The sequence below is a fragment of the Rhodobacteraceae bacterium D3-12 genome, assembly GCA_025916135.1.
GTDB lineage: Bacteria > Pseudomonadota > Alphaproteobacteria > Rhodobacterales > Rhodobacteraceae > JAKGBX01.
The window spans coordinates 286,998-302,312 of record CP104793.1 but is presented as its reverse complement, the minus strand read 5'-3'; the positions used below and the strand labels follow the sequence as shown (position 1 = coordinate 302,312).

General features: G+C 62.2%; 16 protein-coding genes and 1 riboswitch. Of the genes, 11 read left to right on the top strand and 5 right to left on the bottom strand.

Annotation, left to right across the window (positions count from 1 at the left end; genetic code table 11):
- Window positions 1–77: 77 nt before the first annotated feature.
- From thiQ to thiB, 3 genes are read right to left on the bottom strand one after another with little or no spacing between them, the layout of a single operon-like run.
- The gene (gene thiQ / locus N4R57_01455; GenBank protein ID UYV37807.1) at window positions 78–773 is read right to left on the bottom strand and encodes a thiamine ABC transporter ATP-binding protein; all 696 of its coding nucleotides are present in this window, start codon (window positions 771–773) and stop codon (window positions 78–80) included.
- Window positions 760–2,295: a thiamine/thiamine pyrophosphate ABC transporter permease ThiP gene (locus tag N4R57_01450; protein ID UYV37806.1), complete on the bottom strand. Its 1,536-nt coding sequence runs from the start codon at window positions 2,293–2,295 to the stop codon at window positions 760–762. Before N4R57_01450 ends, thiQ begins: the two co-directional genes overlap by 14 nt.
- Complete coding sequence (thiB, locus tag N4R57_01445) at window positions 2,271–3,269, bottom strand: thiamine ABC transporter substrate binding subunit (GenBank protein UYV37805.1); 999 nt, start codon at window positions 3,267–3,269, stop codon at window positions 2,271–2,273. Before thiB ends, N4R57_01450 begins: the two co-directional genes overlap by 25 nt.
- Before the next feature lie 34 nt (window positions 3,270–3,303).
- Window positions 3,304–3,416, bottom strand: a riboswitch (TPP riboswitch).
- Between the two features lie 204 nt (window positions 3,417–3,620).
- On the opposite strand from thiB, the gene N4R57_01440 reads away from it, so the two are divergent.
- Window positions 3,621–4,313 (top strand): metal-dependent hydrolase, encoded by a 693-nt coding sequence (locus N4R57_01440; protein UYV37804.1) that lies wholly within the window; start codon window positions 3,621–3,623, stop codon window positions 4,311–4,313.
- A gap of 16 nt (window positions 4,314–4,329) precedes the next feature.
- Here the strand turns inward: N4R57_01440 and N4R57_01435 are convergent, their stop codons facing one another.
- Window positions 4,330–4,779, bottom strand: a complete 450-nt coding sequence (locus N4R57_01435) for a nucleoside deaminase (protein UYV37803.1) — start codon at window positions 4,777–4,779, stop codon at window positions 4,330–4,332.
- A 53-nt stretch (window positions 4,780–4,832) separates the two neighbouring features.
- Between N4R57_01435 and N4R57_01430 the strand changes: the two genes are divergently transcribed.
- From N4R57_01430 to dtd, 10 genes are all read left to right on the top strand, one after another.
- Entirely contained in the window at window positions 4,833–5,660 is an 828-nt protein-coding gene (locus tag N4R57_01430; protein UYV37802.1) for an rRNA pseudouridine synthase, read from the top strand.
- Window positions 5,661–5,912: 252 nt separating this feature from the next.
- Window positions 5,913–6,725: a tellurium resistance protein TerC gene (locus N4R57_01425; protein UYV39488.1), complete on the top strand. Its 813-nt coding sequence runs from the start codon at window positions 5,913–5,915 to the stop codon at window positions 6,723–6,725.
- 327 nt (window positions 6,726–7,052) lie between these two features.
- Window positions 7,053–7,940, top strand: coding sequence for a 5-bromo-4-chloroindolyl phosphate hydrolysis family protein (locus N4R57_01420; protein ID UYV37801.1), 888 nt, complete (start codon window positions 7,053–7,055; stop codon window positions 7,938–7,940).
- A gap of 30 nt (window positions 7,941–7,970) precedes the next feature.
- Complete coding sequence (locus N4R57_01415) at window positions 7,971–9,173, top strand: toxic anion resistance protein (GenBank protein ID UYV37800.1); 1,203 nt, start codon at window positions 7,971–7,973, stop codon at window positions 9,171–9,173.
- A 1-nt stretch (window position 9,174) separates the two neighbouring features.
- Complete coding sequence (locus N4R57_01410; protein ID UYV37799.1) at window positions 9,175–10,146, top strand: DUF2927 domain-containing protein; 972 nt, start codon at window positions 9,175–9,177, stop codon at window positions 10,144–10,146.
- 20 nt (window positions 10,147–10,166) lie between these two features.
- On the top strand, window positions 10,167–11,303 hold the full coding sequence (locus N4R57_01405; protein UYV37798.1) for an SPFH domain-containing protein: 1,137 nt from the start codon (window positions 10,167–10,169) through the stop codon (window positions 11,301–11,303).
- An 81-nt stretch (window positions 11,304–11,384) separates the two neighbouring features.
- Window positions 11,385–12,497 carry a TFIIB-type zinc finger domain-containing protein gene (locus N4R57_01400; protein ID UYV37797.1) on the top strand — a complete coding sequence of 371 codons (1,113 nt, stop codon included), beginning with the start codon at window positions 11,385–11,387 and terminating at the stop codon, window positions 12,495–12,497.
- Window positions 12,498–12,506: 9 nt separating this feature from the next.
- The gene (locus N4R57_01395) at window positions 12,507–13,181 is read left to right on the top strand and encodes a glutathione S-transferase (protein UYV37796.1); all 675 of its coding nucleotides are present in this window, start codon (window positions 12,507–12,509) and stop codon (window positions 13,179–13,181) included.
- Window positions 13,182–13,219: 38 nt separating this feature from the next.
- Window positions 13,220–13,891, top strand: coding sequence for a nitroreductase (locus N4R57_01390; GenBank protein UYV37795.1), 672 nt, complete (start codon window positions 13,220–13,222; stop codon window positions 13,889–13,891).
- A gap of 74 nt (window positions 13,892–13,965) precedes the next feature.
- Entirely contained in the window at window positions 13,966–14,403 is a 438-nt protein-coding gene (gene dtd / locus N4R57_01385; protein ID UYV37794.1) for a D-aminoacyl-tRNA deacylase, read from the top strand.
- Window positions 14,404–14,796: 393 nt separating this feature from the next.
- Here dtd and N4R57_01380 read toward each other — a convergent pair whose 3' ends face one another.
- Window positions 14,797–15,309, bottom strand: a complete 513-nt coding sequence (locus N4R57_01380) for an alkylphosphonate utilization protein (protein ID UYV37793.1) — start codon at window positions 15,307–15,309, stop codon at window positions 14,797–14,799.
- Window positions 15,310–15,315: the final 6 nt, after the last annotated feature.

The following is a 15,315-nucleotide window of genomic DNA, read 5'->3' as shown; positions in this document are numbered from 1 at the left end:
GGAGTCAGCCGGATGTCAGCCGGAAGTCCCCCCCCTTTTCGGGACGCGGCGCGGCGTTTACCTTGCTTTCGATCTGGTTAATTTCCGAGGTAATCCCTTAACGCGGGCGGCGGATTCTGCATCAAATCGCGCACCGGTTCTGGCGCTTTGGCCTGCCCCTCCGCCACCAGAATCGCAGCCTCGGCAAAGCGCAGCGCATCCTGCGGATCATGGCTCACCATAAGCACGGTCGCCTTGGTTTCCCGCGCCAGTTCCGCAACCAGATCCAGCATCTCAACCTTAAGCGCAGGCCCCAACGCCGCGAAGGGTTCGTCTAGCAAAATCAGCGGCTTGCCCTGCACCAATACCCGCGCCAAGGCCGCGCGGCTTTGCTGTCCACCCGAAAGCTGCCCCGGTTTGCGCGCCGCCATCGCCGCAAGGCCAACGCGCTCTAACGCTGCCGCCACCGCCTTGTTCTGCGCCGCGCTCAACCGCAGCGACGGGTTGACCCCCAGCGCCACATTCTGCGCCACGCTCAGATGCGGAAACAGGTTATTGTCCTGAAATAACATGGCAATAGGCCGCGCGCCCGGCGCATTCCCAGTCATCTCGCGCCCTTCCCACAGCACCCGTCCGCCCTGCGGCACGATAAACCCTGCCACCGCATTCAGAAGCGTTGATTTCCCCGCGCCTGACGGCCCGATCACCGCCACCAATGCACCAGCTGCAACCCTCAAATTCGCCGTCATTTCAAACCCGCCCTGACGGATCATCAGGTTTTCAAGCGTCAACATCCACGCGCCCTCCGCGATCGAAAATCCAGAACAAAACAAGGCTCAGACACAGCAAAATCAAGCCCGCCCCCGCCGCCGCCTGCATCTGATACGCCCCCATCAAGCGGTACATCTGCAACGGCAACGTCGCCCAATCCGGCGCCGCGAAAAGCGCCACAACCCCAAGGTCGCCCATCGACAAAGCCGCCGCCAACCCCGCCGCAAACCCCAGCGATTTGCGCAACCTCGGAAGGATCAGCCACCGCATCCGCGCCCAGCCAAACAGGCCCAAGCTATCCGCCAAGCGGCCGTATTCAGCCTCGATAGCTCGCATTTCGGGTGCCAGTATCCGCACCGCAAAAGGCAACGCCATCAACGCGTTAACCGTCGCTGTCACCGGCAACGCCACCAACCGCGGATCAATCACCGGGTTCAGGATCAAGAACGCGCCCGTGCCGATCACCATCGGCGAAATCGCTAGCCCGAGATACCCCCAAACCTCGCCCTGCCGCGCCAGCGCAAGCGCCAATCCAACCGTCAGGGCCGTCGACACAAGCGCAATGCCAAGCGACACAAGCGCCGCCTCGTAAACCACGTCAGGAACCCTGCCGAGGCCCGCGATCCCGCTCAACACGATCATGCCCAGAGGCAGCAACAAAAACCCCGCCGCCGCCACCAATACCACCCCGTCCAGCACCCTGACCGCGCCGCGTTCCGCCTCAAAGCGGCGCACCACCCGGTCCAGCCCTGCGCCAAACCCCGCCGGGGCCGCCAACGCCAAGGCCACCGCCGCCGCACCGCCCGCCAGCACCAATTGCACCATGCTCAGCATCGCCGCGCGGCCAAGATCAAAATCGAGCCGGAAAGACTGGTAAATCGCCAGTTCAATCGTCGTCGCCCTCGGCCCGCCTCCGAGGGTCAGCGCCACGGCAAAACTGCTTAGGCACAGCACGAAAATCACCATCGCCGCGCCCGGCACCAAACTGCGCAGCATGGGCCATTCCAGCGTTCGCGACACCTGCCATGGCGTCATGCCCAAGGTTGCGGCCAATCGAAACCGCTCTCCGGGAATCGCCTGCCAGCCTTGCAAAATCATTCGTGTCGCCAGCGGCAGGTTGAAAAACACATGCGCCAACACCACGCCTTTTAGCCCGTAGATCGAGATCGGCTCAGCCCCGAACACGCCAAGCAATTGGTTAACGATGCCGCTTCTGCCAAACACCGCCAACAACCCCACAACCGCGACAATCACCGGCAGGATAAAAGGCGCGCCCAGCAGCGTAATCAACAGCTTTCGCCCGAAAAACCGACGCCTTGCCAATGCCTTGGCCACCGGCACCGCCAGCAGAACGCTAATCAACGCCGACAAAAACGCCTGAAAAACGGTGAACCGTACGGTCCCCCAATCGCGCGTTAATACTCCGGCAATAGAGTCGGCAGACCAAAACACCGCGCCCAATGGCACAAGCGTCAGGGCCGCAACGAAACACGCTGCGACCCAAGAGATCGCACGCTGGCCTATTTGGACAGCGCGCTCAGCCATTCATCCAACGCTTGCTTACGCAGCGCACCCACCTCACCCGCAGGTGCCAAAAGCGCCAGCGCAGGATCAAGCGGTGAGCCGAATTTCTCAGGCAGGCCCGCCTCTGGCGTCATCGCCGGATACATCCAGTTGGTCGTCGGAATGACGCTCTGAAACGCATCGGTCAGCATGAAATCAAGGAATTTGTCGGCCAACTCCGGCTGGTCCGTCCCGGCCACTTTCCCGGCAACTTCGATCTGCATGTAATGGCGGCCAAACGGCGCGAACGCCTTGCCGTCATCGCTCTCGGCGATCCGATGATAGGCCGGCGATGTGGTATAGCTCAGCACCATATCCGCCTCGCCTTCAAGGAACAGCCCATACGCCTCGGACCAGCCCGGCGTCACCGTGACGATATTGTCGGCAAGCGCGGACCAGACCTCGCCTGCCTTGTCGCCATGCACGGTTTTGACCCAGAGCAACAAACCAAGACCCGGCGTCGAAGACCGCGGGTCCTGAATCACTATGCTGACATCCGATTTGGCCAATTCCTCGAAGGATTTCGGCGGGTTGGGGAGCTTCTCTTTGTCGTGGACAAAGGCGAAATAACCCCAGTCATACGGCAGGAAATGCGTATCGGTCCACGCTCCCGCCTCACCAAAGGGATTGGGCACATCCACCACTGGCGTCTTGCCGTGTTCGGCAAACAACCCGGTCGCGGCGGCAGCGGCGGTCAGGTTGGTATCCAACCCCAAAACCACATCGGCCTGCGTGCGCGCCCCTTCCAGCTTGAGCCGCGCCAAAAGCGCTGCGCCATCACCCGCGCTGACGAATTGCAAATCGCAGCCGCAGCCCTCCTCAAAGGCCTTTTCAACGGCGGGTCCGGGGCCCCAATCGGCCACGAAGCTGTCATAGGTATAGACTGTTAGAATTGGGGTTTCGGCCACTGCTGATGTGGCGGCCAGAACTCCCGCGGCAAATGCAAGATGTCTCATCTCATCTCCTTATCTGCGACGGGCGGAGCAAGATCGGGAGATCCGATACCTTCCCTCCGCCGGTCTTAACCGGTTCAGGTTCAACGGGTCTGCAAATCGCGCTGCATCTCAGCCTGAACCGCCGTTCAGGCCCCCCGAGGTGCCCCACACCTACCCTCCGCCCCGTGCGATGACAAGCGGCCATTGCCCGCACAACAGCACTGGCACCATTGGCCCGAAACGCAGGCCGAAAACACTGGCCCGAAACATTGGCCCGAAACGTTGGCCGGAAACATTAGCCTGCCCCACTGGCGCCCTCAGGGTCAGATGCTATCCTCACCTAAAGGAATTGATTCCGACGGGAGGGAACACATGAATATCATCTGGCTCGGCCACGGCTCGTGGCGCATTGAAACCGGCGAGCAAGTTTTGCTGATCGACCCATGGCTCACCGGCAACCCGATGCTCAACGAGGCCCAGCACGACGCCGCCACAGCAGGCGCCACCCACATCCTGCTCACCCATTGCCATTTCGATCACGTCGCTGATCTGACTGATCTGACGCGCAAATTGGCGGTACCTGCGGTCGGGCAATACGACATCATGAGCCACTATCAAGAGCATGAAGGCATCGAGACCATCGGCTTCAACAAAGGGGGCACAGTCGATCTCGGCAATGTCGCCGTCTCGATGGTTCCGGCCTCGCATTCCTCCAGCTTCGGCTCCCCCGATGGCCCCAAGGCCGCAGGTTCCGAAGTCGGCTTCATGATCGCCTCCGAAGGGCATATGCTCTATGCCTCTGGCGACACCGACATCATGGCCGATATGGACTGGATGGGCGACTATTATAAACCCGACATCGGCATCCTGTCGGCGGGCGGCCATTTCACCATGGACATGAAGGGCGCGGCCTATGCCGCCAAACGGTACTTCAACTTCAAAACCGTGATCCCCGGCCACTACCGCACCTTCCCCGTGCTCGAACAATCGGCCGAGGTTTTGCAAGCGGGCCTGCCCGGTGTCGATGTGATCGAACCTCAGGTTCTCAAGGCGATCACGCTTTGAATGCCCGTGTAAAAACCTAACGCCGGGCGGCGAAAAACGCCTGCAAAAGCGCCGCCGCCTCGCGTCCACCGATCCCGTCATAAACCTCCGGCACATGATGCGCCTGCGGGTGCATGAAGACCCGCGCGCCATGCTCCACCCCACCGCTTTTGGGGTCGGACGCGCCGTAATACAACCGCCTGATCCGCGCCGCCGAAATCACCGTGGCACACATCGCACAAGGCTCCAGCGTGACGTAAAGATCATGCCCCGGAAGCCGCTCGCTCCCCAACTCGGCGCAACGCGCCCGGATCACCAGCATCTCGGCATGCGCACTCGGATCGCTCTGCTCTCGCGTGCGGTTGCCCGCCCGCGCCACGATCTTTCCGTCGGGCGCCACCAAAACGGCTCCCACAGGCACTTCGCCGCGCTCTCCGGCGGCCTCTGCCTCGGCCAAAGCCGCGCGCATATGTGCGTTGAATTCCATGCCGCCCCCCTTACCCCCTTCCCGCGCCGCCGCCAATCCGCTATTGCCTCCTCATGAACGCAAAATCGCCCTCCAAGCCGAACGCCGATACCCCGCCCGGAGACCGCATCGCCAAGGTCATCGCCCGCGCCGGCGTGGCCTCGCGCCGCGAAGCCGAACGCATGATCACCGAAGGCCGCGTCACCGTGAACGGCGAGGTCATCACCCGCGCCGCGCTCAACGTCACCGACAAGGACAAGATCGTCGTGAATGGCAAGCCGCTCGACGCGCCCGAACCGGCGCGTCTCTGGCTCTATCACAAGCCCACAGGCCTCGTGACCACCACCCGTGACGAACAGGGCCGCCCGACCATCTATGACGACCTGCCCGCCGACCTGCCCCGCGTGATGAGCGTCGGACGCCTCGACCTCAATTCCGAAGGGTTGCTGCTGCTCACCAACGATGGCGCGGTGAAACGTCGGCTTGAACTGCCCTCGACCGGCTGGCTGCGCCGCTACCGCGTGCGCGTCAATGGCCGTCCGACCGAAGACACCTTCGCCCCCCTGCGCGACGGCATCACCATCGAAGGCGAACATTTCCAGCCGATGATCATCTCGCTCGATCGCCAACAAGGCGCCAACGCCTGGATCACCGTCGCCCTGCGCGAAGGCAAAAACCGCGAGGTGCGCCGCGCAATGGAGGCGGTAAACCTCACCGTCAACCGCCTGATCCGCACGTCCTACGGCCCCTTCCAACTGGGCCAACTCAAACAAGGCGAAGTGCAGGAAGTGCGCGGCCGCGTATTGCGGGAACAACTCGGGATGGAGGGCGAAAACGGCGAAAAACCGGGCCCACAGGCCAAAGCCAAACCCCGCCGCTCCCCCCAACGCCGACGCAAATAAACGGCCAGCCCCCCACCCAGCAAGAACCAAACCCGGCCCCCTCTTTCATCTTGCTGAAAATACTCCGGGGGTGTGGGGGCAGCGCCCCCACCCTTGCGCCGCGATGCCCGCTCTCCTGTGTCACGACGCCCCAACCCCGCGCCGCAACGCCCGCGCATTCTCTGCGTTTTCCGCGAATGCGTGGTTTTCAAACGCCTGCGTGCTGCGCTACACCCTTCCACAACATGATTTTCGTAACGAGGAACAACCATGCTGGCCGAACTGATGACCATCGAGAACCTGGGCAACCTGCTGATGCTGTGCTTTCTGCAGGCGGTGCTGGGCTTCGATAACCTGCTTTATATCTCAATCGAATCCCAACGCGCGCCGGTGGCGCATCAAAAGGCGGTGCGCTTCTGGGGCATCATCATCGCCGTCGCGCTGCGCGTGGTGCTGCTTTTCGTGATGATCAGCCTGATCGAATCTCTGGCCGAACCCTTCTATGTGTTCGACTGGAAAGGCGTCATCGAAGGCGGCGTGAACTTCGCCACCTGCGTCTTCATCTTCGGCGGTGTGTTCATCATCTACACGGCGGTGAAAGAGATTTCGCACATGCTCTCGGTCGACCACCTCGGCACTGATCTGGAACAGAAATCCGGCAAATCGGCCACCCAAGTGGTGATCCTGATCGTGATGATGAACCTCATCTTCTCGTTCGATTCGGTGCTCTCGGCGCTCGCGATCACCGATGTCTTCCCGATCCTCGCCGCGGCGATCCTGCTCTCAGGGGCGGCGATGCTGCTCTTGGCGGATGGCGTCACTGCCTTCCTTGAAAAGAACCGGATGTATGAGGTGCTCGGCCTGTTCATCCTGCTGATCGTCGGTGTCGTTCTGCTGGGCGAGGCCGGACAGGCCGCGTCCCACGCCATGCACGACGATACGCTCGCCTTGCATTTCTTTGGCTACGAAGTGGTGCCGATGTCCAAATCCACCTTCTATTTCTCGGTTATCGTGCTCTTTGCGGTGGAAATCTTGCAATCGGGCTATTCCCGCAAGCTGAATTCCGAGCGTAAGGCCAACCACTAACCGCACGACGGGCGGGGCGCCATGGCCCCCGCCCGCCGCACGCAAATACGCGCACCCAATGCGTCACATTGGCGGCTGCGCTAACGACGCACCACTCTGAACGCTCTGGTTTCAGGCAGGCAAGACAAGACCGCCACACAGGTCCGCAACACAAGACGGGAAACCTCACCCCATCTTCCCCCTAGCGCTGCGCCGCCGCATCTCTTAGGTTGATTGCCGTAACATCCGGTCATCTGGGGGGCCTATGTCCGAAACTGGACTGCAAAAACTGGCGTTCGTGCTGCTCGTGATACTCATCCTCTACGTCTCAATCGCAGGGGGCGTATGATGGCACAGCGTTATGGGGGCAAGTTCAGCCCCGATCCCTCCGACCCGCAAAACAACAGCGACCAAGGCAGCTTCCGTGGCGCCACGCGCACCCGCGCCGGTGGCCGCGTCAACCTTCTGCTCCTTGCGCCCCTGCCGCTGATCTGGGCCGCGTTCGGCAATGGCGCCTCTGCGCTGGCGTTGAACCTTATCGCCTTGGGCACACTGCTTTTGGCGGCATGGCTCACCCGTGAAGGGCTCTTGGCGCAAGAAGCCTATGACGCCCGCAAGGCCGCCCGCCGCCCGGCGGTCCCGCGCAAAATCCTCGGCTCGCTCCTGACCGGGGCGGGGCTGTTCATCGCCGGGTTCGCCGCCAAAACGGCCATCATCGAACCGGCGATCTACGGCATCGTCGGCACCGCGCTGCATTTCTTTGCCTTCGGCCCCGACCCGATGAAAAACAAAGGCATGGAAGGCGTCGATGAATTCCAGACCGACCGCGTCGCCCGTTACGTCGATCAGGCCGAAGCCCATCTCGCCGCCATGTCCGACGCCATCAAACGCGCCAGCGACCGCGACGCCGAATCCCGTGTCGAGCGGTTTCAGGGCAAAGTGCGCGAACTCTTGCGCACCGTCGAAGAAGACCCGCGTGACCTCACCGCCGCACGCAAATATATGTCCGTCTACCTACAGGGCGCGCGCGACGCGACCGTGAAATTCGCCGACATCTACGCCCGCGACCGCGACCGCGCCGCGCGCTCTGACTACATGATGCTGCTCACCGACCTCGAGGAAAGCTTCAACGCCAAGACCAAAGCCCTCTTGCTGGATGATCGTTCCGACCTGACCGTAGAAATCGAAGTTCTGCGTGATCGTCTGGACCGCGAAGGAATCCGGCTCGACCGTTAATCATCATCGAATTTGCCAAAGGAACCGCATATGTCCACCACCATTCAACAAAAAGCTGCCGACACGCTCGCTCTGGTCGAAGAGGTCAACGCCGTGATCCTCCCTGAGCCCAAAGCCGCCGACGATGTCGTGCCTCTGGCCAAGGCCAACAAAACCGTGTCCAAGGAAATCACCGCCCGCATGGATGAACTCGACATGACCGACACCGGGTCGATCGTGAACTTCGGCTCTGCGGCGCAGGCCGAATTGCAAGAGATCTCCCAAGCCATGCTCAACGGCGTGCGCAACAAGGATGTCGGCCCGGCGGGCGACAGCCTGCGTTCCATCGTCACCACCATTCGCGGCTTTTCGGTCTCCGAACTCGACGTGCGCCGCAAACGCACATGGTGGGAGCGCCTCTTGGGCCGCGCCGCGCCCTTCGCCAAATTCACCGCCCGGTTTGAAACCATTCAGGGACAGATCGACAAGGTGACGGACAACCTCCACAGCCACGAAACCGTGCTGTTGAAAGACATCAAATCGCTCGACCTGCTCTATGAAAAAACCCTGACCTTCTATGACGAACTCGCGCTCTATATCGCCGCCGGCGAAGAGAAACTGCGCGTCCTTGATGAGGTCGACATCCCCGCCAAGGAAGCCGAGGTTCAGGCCGCCCCCGAGGCCGATCAGGTGATGAAAGCGCAAGAGTTGCGCGACATCCGCGCCGCGCGTGACGACCTTGAACGCCGGGTGCATGACCTCAAACTCACCCGTCAGGTGACAATGCAATCCCTGCCCTCCATCCGGCTGGTGCAGGAAAACGACAAGTCGCTGGTGACCAAGATCAACTCGACCCTTGTGAACACCGTGCCGCTTTGGGAAACCCAACTGGCTCAGGCCGTGACCATCCAACGCTCGGCCGAGGCCGCAATCGCCGTGCGCGAGGCCAATGACCTCACCAACGAACTCCTGACCGCCAACGCCAAGAACCTGCGCGAAAGCAACAAGATCGTGCGCGAGGAAATGGAGCGCGGCGTGTTCGACATCGAAGCGGTGAAACAGGCCAACGCCGATCTGATCGGCACCATCGAGGAATCTCTCCAGATCGCGGACGAGGGCAAAGCCCGCCGCGCCGCCGCCGAGGAAGACCTCAAGAAAATGGAAGCCGATCTGCGCGACACCCTCGCCTCGGCCAAGGCCCGCAAAACCGGGCTGGGCGACACCGTCGGCACAGCCGCACCTGACGCGGGCTGATATGGCATTGGCGGGTCTCACACGACCGGCACGATTTGCGCTGGCCCTTCTGGGGCTGGCGTTTTTGCCTGCCTGCCTTGAGACCGCGCCGACCCTGAAACCGGTGGCCCGCCCCGCGGGCCTCAAGGGGCCAGCCACCGCGCCGCTGGCCTCTCAAACCCCGTCGGCCAAACGGCTCGAGCTTACGGATTACTACGCCCGCATTCAGGAAAAGCTGCTGGCACAGGGGTTGATGCGCACCGATGGCGGCGGGCCTGACACCCGCTTTGGCCCGGCAACGCTGATCGAGAATTTCCGCACCGTCGCCTTCACCGAAGAATACCGCCTCGGCGGGCTCTCCGGCGCGGGCACCGGAAGCGGCATGCTGCATCGCTGGACCAAACCGGTGCGCTATGCCGTGCGCTTTGGCGCCTCTGTCTCCGCCGACCAACGCAGCAGCGATAGCGGCGACATCACCCGCTTTGCCGCCCGCCTCGCGCGGCTGTCCGGCCACCCGATCAGCGCCGCCCCCGCCGCCTCTGCCAATTTCCACGTTCTGGTGATGAGCACCGATGACGAGGCCGAACTGATGGCTCTGATCCCCCGGATCAGCCCGCGCAACGCCCGCTCTGTGAAATCGCTGTTTCGCAACCTCTCGCGCGCCACCCATTGTCTTGTGCTGATCCAGCCCGCCGCCGAGCCCGAAGGCGCCCTCGAAAGCGCCATCGTTCTGATCCGCGCCGAACACCCGCGCTTGGGCCGTCAATCCTGCATTCACGAGGAAATGACCCAAGGCCTCGGCCTGATGAAAGACAGCCGCTACGCCCGCCCCTCGATCTTCAACGATGACGAGGAATTTGCCTTCCTCACCACGCATGATGAAATGCTGCTCAAAATGCTCTATGACCGGCGCTTGCGCCCCGGTATGAGCTTCCCCGAAGCCCGGCCCATCGCCGCCCAAATCGCGCGCGAGCTGACCGGCACTAATTTCTAACCCTACGGAGACACGTTATCATGGGTATTCTTGATTTTCTCACCGGCGAATTTATCGACGTCATTCATTGGACTGACGACACCCGCGACACAATGGTCTGGCGCTTCGAGCGTGAAGCCCATGAAATCAAATACGGTGCCAAGCTCACCGTGCGCGAAGGGCAAGCCGCCGTATTCGTGCATGAAGGCCAGCTCGCAGATGTCTTCACCCCCGGTCTCTATATGCTCGAGACCAACAACATGCCGATCATGACGACGCTGCAACATTGGGACCACGGCTTTCAATCGCCCTTCAAATCCGAGGTCTACTACGTCAACACCACCCGCTTCTCCGATCTGAAATGGGGCACCAAGAACCCGATCATCGCCCGCGACCCCGAATTCGGCCCGGTGCGCCTGCGCGCCTATGGCACCTATACGATCAAGGTCTCCGACCCGGCGAAATTCCTGCTTGAAATCGTCGGCACCGACGGCGAATTCACCATGGACGAGATCAGCTACCAGATCCGCAACATCATCGTTCAGGAATTCTCCCGCACCGTTTCGCGCTCCGGTATTCCCGTGCTCGACATGGCCGCCAACACCCGCGAACTTGGCCAACTTGTCGCCAAAGACATCGCGCCCACGCTGGCCGAATACGGCCTCGAAATGCCCGAACTCTACATCGAAAACATCTCTCTCCCCGAAGCGGTCGAGGCGGTGATGGACAAACGCACCTCGATGGGCGTGATCGGTGATCTCTCTAATTATATGCAGTTTCAGGCCGCCGAAAGCCTTGGCCGTGACGGCGCTGGCGCCGCTGCGATGCAAACCGGCATGGGCGCCGGGCTCGGGCTGCAAATGGCCCAAAACATCGGCCCGTGGGGCGCCCGCCCTGCCACAGCACAGGCCCCGGCGGCACAGGCCGCAGCCCCCGCCGCTGCCGCGCCCGTCGCGCCGCCGCCCCCGCCCGCCGAACACGTCTGGCACATTGCCGAAAATGGCGAAACGCGCGGCCCCTTCTCCAAGGCCGCCATGGGCCGCATGGCCGCCGACGGCAGCCTGACACGCACCACCCATGTCTGGACACCGGGTCAGGACGGTTGGAAAACCGCCGATGACGTGGCCGAGCTGGCCCAGCTTTTCACCATCCTGCCCCCGCCCCCGCCGGGTGCCTAAACCGGACCAAACATTTCAACAGGCGGCGCAGACGCTTCGGCCCTGCCCGCCCTTTCCTCTTTCCCTAAATACTCATTAAAAATGCCCCAAACCCCGCCCCCCGCACCAACGCAAACCGATCACCGCTTTCCCTGCCCGCAATGCGGCGCGGACTATCGCTATGCCGCTGGCGAGGGGAAGCTGATCTGCGACCACTGCGGCTCCGAGGAACCAATCAACGACAGCGACCCCGATGCGCCCGTGATCCGCGAGCTTGATTTCCGCGCAGCGATCGACGCCCAACTCCCCGCGCAGGAAATCGAAGAACTCCGCTTCTCGCGCTGCCCCAACTGCGCCGCACAGATCGAATTCGACGCCAACACCCACGCCACCGAATGCCCGTTCTGCGCCACTCCGGTGGTGACAGACACCGGCACCCACCGGCAAATCAAACCGCGTGGCGTGCTGCCTTTCGCCCTTGACGAAGGCAAGTCTCGCGAGGCGCTGACCGACTGGCTCGGCTCGCTCTGGTTTGCGCCGAACGGGGTACAGGACTACGCCCGCAAAGGCCGCAAGATGCAGGGGATCTATGTGCCCTACTGGACCTTCGACGCCGATACCAAATCCAGCTACCGAGGCCAGCGCGGCACCGTTTACTACGTCACCCGCACCGTCACCCGCAATGGCAAGAAGGTGCAGCAACGCGTCCAGAAGATCCGCTGGACATCGGTCTCGGGCCGCGTCGCGCGCTGGTTTGACGACGTGCTTGTGTTGGCGTCCCAAGCTTTGCCCAAACGCTATACCGATGCGCTCGAACCTTGGGATTTGTCGGCGCTTGAACCCTATTCGCCCGAATACCTCGCCGGGTTCCGCGCCGAAGGCTACACCGTCGAACTCCCCCAAGGCTATGACGAAGCCCGCGAGAAAATGGCCCGCGTGATCGAACGCGACGTGCGCTTTGACATCGGCGGCGACCGTCAGCGCGTCGATAATGTCGACACCACCGTCTCGGATGTGACTTTCAAACATATCCTGCTGCCGGTCTGGATGGCGGCCTATAAATACCGTGGGAAAACCTATCGTTTTGTGGTCAATGGCCGCACCGGCCGGGTGCAGGGTGAACGCCCTTGGTCGGCATGGAAAATCACCTTCGCCGTCATCCTTGGCCTGATCGTCGCTGGCGGCATCGGCTATGTCGTTGCGCAGAACCAATAAAGGCATCCCATGTCCGGCTATACCGTCCATTATCTCGACAATTCCCGCGCCCACAGGGTGCTCTGGCTGCTCGAGGAACTGGGCCTCGACTACGCCGTCAAAACCTATCCGCGCGGCAAGAACATGCGCGCCCCGGCCGCGCTCAAGGCGCTGCACCCGCTTGGCAAGTCACCCATCGTTGAAACCCCCTTCGGTGTGCTCGCCGAAAGCGGCGCCATCCTAGAAGAGCTCTGCCTGCGCCACCCCGACAGCGGCCTCGCGCCCGCCGACCCGCTCGGCGATGACGCCCGCGCCTATCGCTACTGGATGCACGCCGCCGAAGGCTCGGTCATGCCGCTTCTGGTGAACAAGCTGATCTTTTCGATGATCCCGAAAAACGTGCCGTGGATCATGCGCCCCATCGGCAAAGGCATCTCGAACGGGCTGATGAAAACCGTCACCGATCCGGGCCTCTCGGATCAGCTCTCCCTCTGGGCTGCCACGCTCTCCGAAACGGCCTATTTCGCGGGTGATCACTTCACTGCGGCAGACATCCAAATGTCCTACCCGGTCGACGCCATGCTCAGCCGCATGCCCCCCAATCCGGTGCCCGAAGCGCTGACCCGCTGGCACAGCGCGGTCCAATCCCGCCCGGCCTATCAACGTGCGTTGGAGCGCGGCGGGCGGTATGATTTCGCCAGCTAAACGGCCCACACCAAGCCCTATGTTGGAAAGAGTGCACCATGACAGGCTATGACGACCTCCTCGAACTGCTCGGCACCCGCTACTCCTGCCGCGCCTATCGCCCCGACCCGGTCCCGCGTGCGACGATCGAACAGATCATCACCGCCGCTGGCCGCGTGCCGTCGTGGTGCAATGCGCAACCCTGGCAAGTGCTGGTGACAGACACCCCCGAAACCGATCGCTTCCGCGAAGCGCTCTTTGCCCACGCATCGGCGAATTCCTCACAGCCCGATCTCGATTGGCCCAAGCAATACACCGGCCCCTATCAGGAACGGCGCCGCACCTGTGGCTGGCAACTCTATGACGCCGTCGGCATCGAAAAAGGCGACCGCGCCGCCTCCGGCGCGCAGATGATGGAAAACTTCCGCCTCTTCGGCGCACCGCATGTGGCGATCATCACCTCCGAGGCCGACCTCGGCACCTATGGCGTGATGGACAGCGGCGGCTTTGTAACGGCCTTCTGCCTCGCGGCCCAAGCCCTCGGCGTGGCCTCGGTCCCCCAAGCGGCGGTCGCCGGACATGGCCGCTTTGTGCACGAGTTTTTCGACATTCCGGACAACCGGCTCATCCTCGCGGCGATCTCCTTCGGGTTCGAAGACCCCTCCGCCCCCGTCAACAGCTTTCGCACCGAACGCGCCCCGCTCGAAGCCGTCCTCGACTGGCGCGACTGACGCGGTTGCCCCGCGTGCGGCCGTGATCTCGGGCAATTCCACGGGCTTGATCAAGCCATAAGAAAGAAGGTTTCATGCGCGCCCTTATTCAACGTGTCACAGAGGCCAAGGTCCACGTAGACGCCACCCTCATCGGCGAAACAGGCCCCGGCCTGCTGATCCTCGTCTGCGCCATGCAGGGCGATACCCCCGCCCAGGCAGAACACCTCGCGACGAAAATCTCGAAACTGCGCATCTTTGCGGATGACGGCGGCAAAATGAACCGCTCCCTGCTTGATACGGGCGGCTCTGTTCTGGTGATCTCACAATTCACCCTCGCCGCCGACACATCACGCGGCAATCGCCCCGGCTTCTCAAACGCGGCACCACCGGCAGAGGGCGAAGCGCTCTACTCCCATTTCGCAGATCATATGTCGAACCTCGGTATCAAAACCGAAACCGGAGAATTCGACGCCAATATGCAAGTCAGCCTCACCAATGATGGCCCCGTCACGCTCTGGCTTGAAAGCTGAAGCGCGGTTAGAAAACCTCGCCTCCTGAATTGGGTGAGGCAATTGGGTTGCGCCGCATGTCGTTCATCGGCTGGCTCAAGGGGTTGCGCCGCACGTCGCGCGTCGGCTGGCTCAAGGGATTGCGCCGCACTTCGTGCGTCGCGGGGGGGGGCCTCGCTTCGCTCGGCCCAGACAGATCGCCCAACGCGCGATGCCATTTCATGCGTAGCGCTCAAACCTACCCAACAAATGGGTATTTTTGCCATTAAAGAAACCAGAGCCCTCCGGCCCTCTTTCTTGACGCAAATACCCAATTCGGACATCTGCCAGCAATGCAACCGCATGAGATTTGGCGCACCCGCCCCCCAAATCCCGCGGGGTGGGTGGGCGGGAGCGGTATTTGGGGGGCGTGGCTCAGCTTTTCTTGACGAACTTGGTTAAAATCACGATGCGCTGCCCCTCAACGCGGCCCTCGATATGCTCGGCATTATCCGCCACCAAGGAAATTCCGCGCACAGCCGTGCCGCGCTTGGCCGTAAAACCGGCCCCCTTGACAGGCAAATCCTTGATCAACACCACGTTGTCCCCCTGTACCAAAAGCGCACCGTTGGAATCGCGGTGTTCCACACCCGCGGACGTGGCATCGGGCATTGCTTCAGCCCAGTCGCGTTCTTCATCGGTGAGATAGGCGATATCGAGCACATCGTTCGCCCATGGCGCCTGCAGTGATTTGAGCATCCGGTAGGCCAGCACCTTGACCGCCGCATCCTCGCTCCAGATCGCGTCGTTCAGGCATTGCCAATGCGGCGCGTCTTCGGCACCGTTTTCGACGCCATCCTGACAGGTCGGGCAAAGCAGGACCGTGTCATCTTTCGGCAAAACTACAACCGGGGTGGCGCCATCGGCCCCGCAAAATGCACAGTTCATCAGAGA

Coding starts and splice junctions, on each gene's coding strand:
- thiQ (UYV37807.1), bottom strand. CDS start 773: ATGTTGACGCTTGAAAACCTGATGATCCGTCAGGGCGGGTTTGAAATG.
- N4R57_01450 (UYV37806.1), bottom strand. CDS start 2,295: ATGGCTGAGCGCGCTGTCCAAATAGGCCAGCGTGCGATCTCTTGGGTC.
- thiB (UYV37805.1), bottom strand. CDS start 3,269: ATGAGACATCTTGCATTTGCCGCGGGAGTTCTGGCCGCCACATCAGCA.
- N4R57_01440 (UYV37804.1), top strand. CDS start 3,621: ATGAATATCATCTGGCTCGGCCACGGCTCGTGGCGCATTGAAACCGGC.
- N4R57_01435 (UYV37803.1), bottom strand. CDS start 4,779: ATGGAATTCAACGCACATATGCGCGCGGCTTTGGCCGAGGCAGAGGCC.
- N4R57_01430 (UYV37802.1), top strand. CDS start 4,833: ATGAACGCAAAATCGCCCTCCAAGCCGAACGCCGATACCCCGCCCGGA.
- N4R57_01420 (UYV37801.1), top strand. CDS start 7,053: ATGGCACAGCGTTATGGGGGCAAGTTCAGCCCCGATCCCTCCGACCCG.
- N4R57_01415 (UYV37800.1), top strand. CDS start 7,971: ATGTCCACCACCATTCAACAAAAAGCTGCCGACACGCTCGCTCTGGTC.
- N4R57_01410 (UYV37799.1), top strand. CDS start 9,175: ATGGCATTGGCGGGTCTCACACGACCGGCACGATTTGCGCTGGCCCTT.
- N4R57_01405 (UYV37798.1), top strand. CDS start 10,167: ATGGGTATTCTTGATTTTCTCACCGGCGAATTTATCGACGTCATTCAT.
- N4R57_01400 (UYV37797.1), top strand. CDS start 11,385: ATGCCCCAAACCCCGCCCCCCGCACCAACGCAAACCGATCACCGCTTT.
- N4R57_01395 (UYV37796.1), top strand. CDS start 12,507: ATGTCCGGCTATACCGTCCATTATCTCGACAATTCCCGCGCCCACAGG.
- N4R57_01390 (UYV37795.1), top strand. CDS start 13,220: ATGACAGGCTATGACGACCTCCTCGAACTGCTCGGCACCCGCTACTCC.
- dtd (UYV37794.1), top strand. CDS start 13,966: ATGCGCGCCCTTATTCAACGTGTCACAGAGGCCAAGGTCCACGTAGAC.
- N4R57_01380 (UYV37793.1), bottom strand. CDS start 15,309: ATGAACTGTGCATTTTGCGGGGCCGATGGCGCCACCCCGGTTGTAGTT.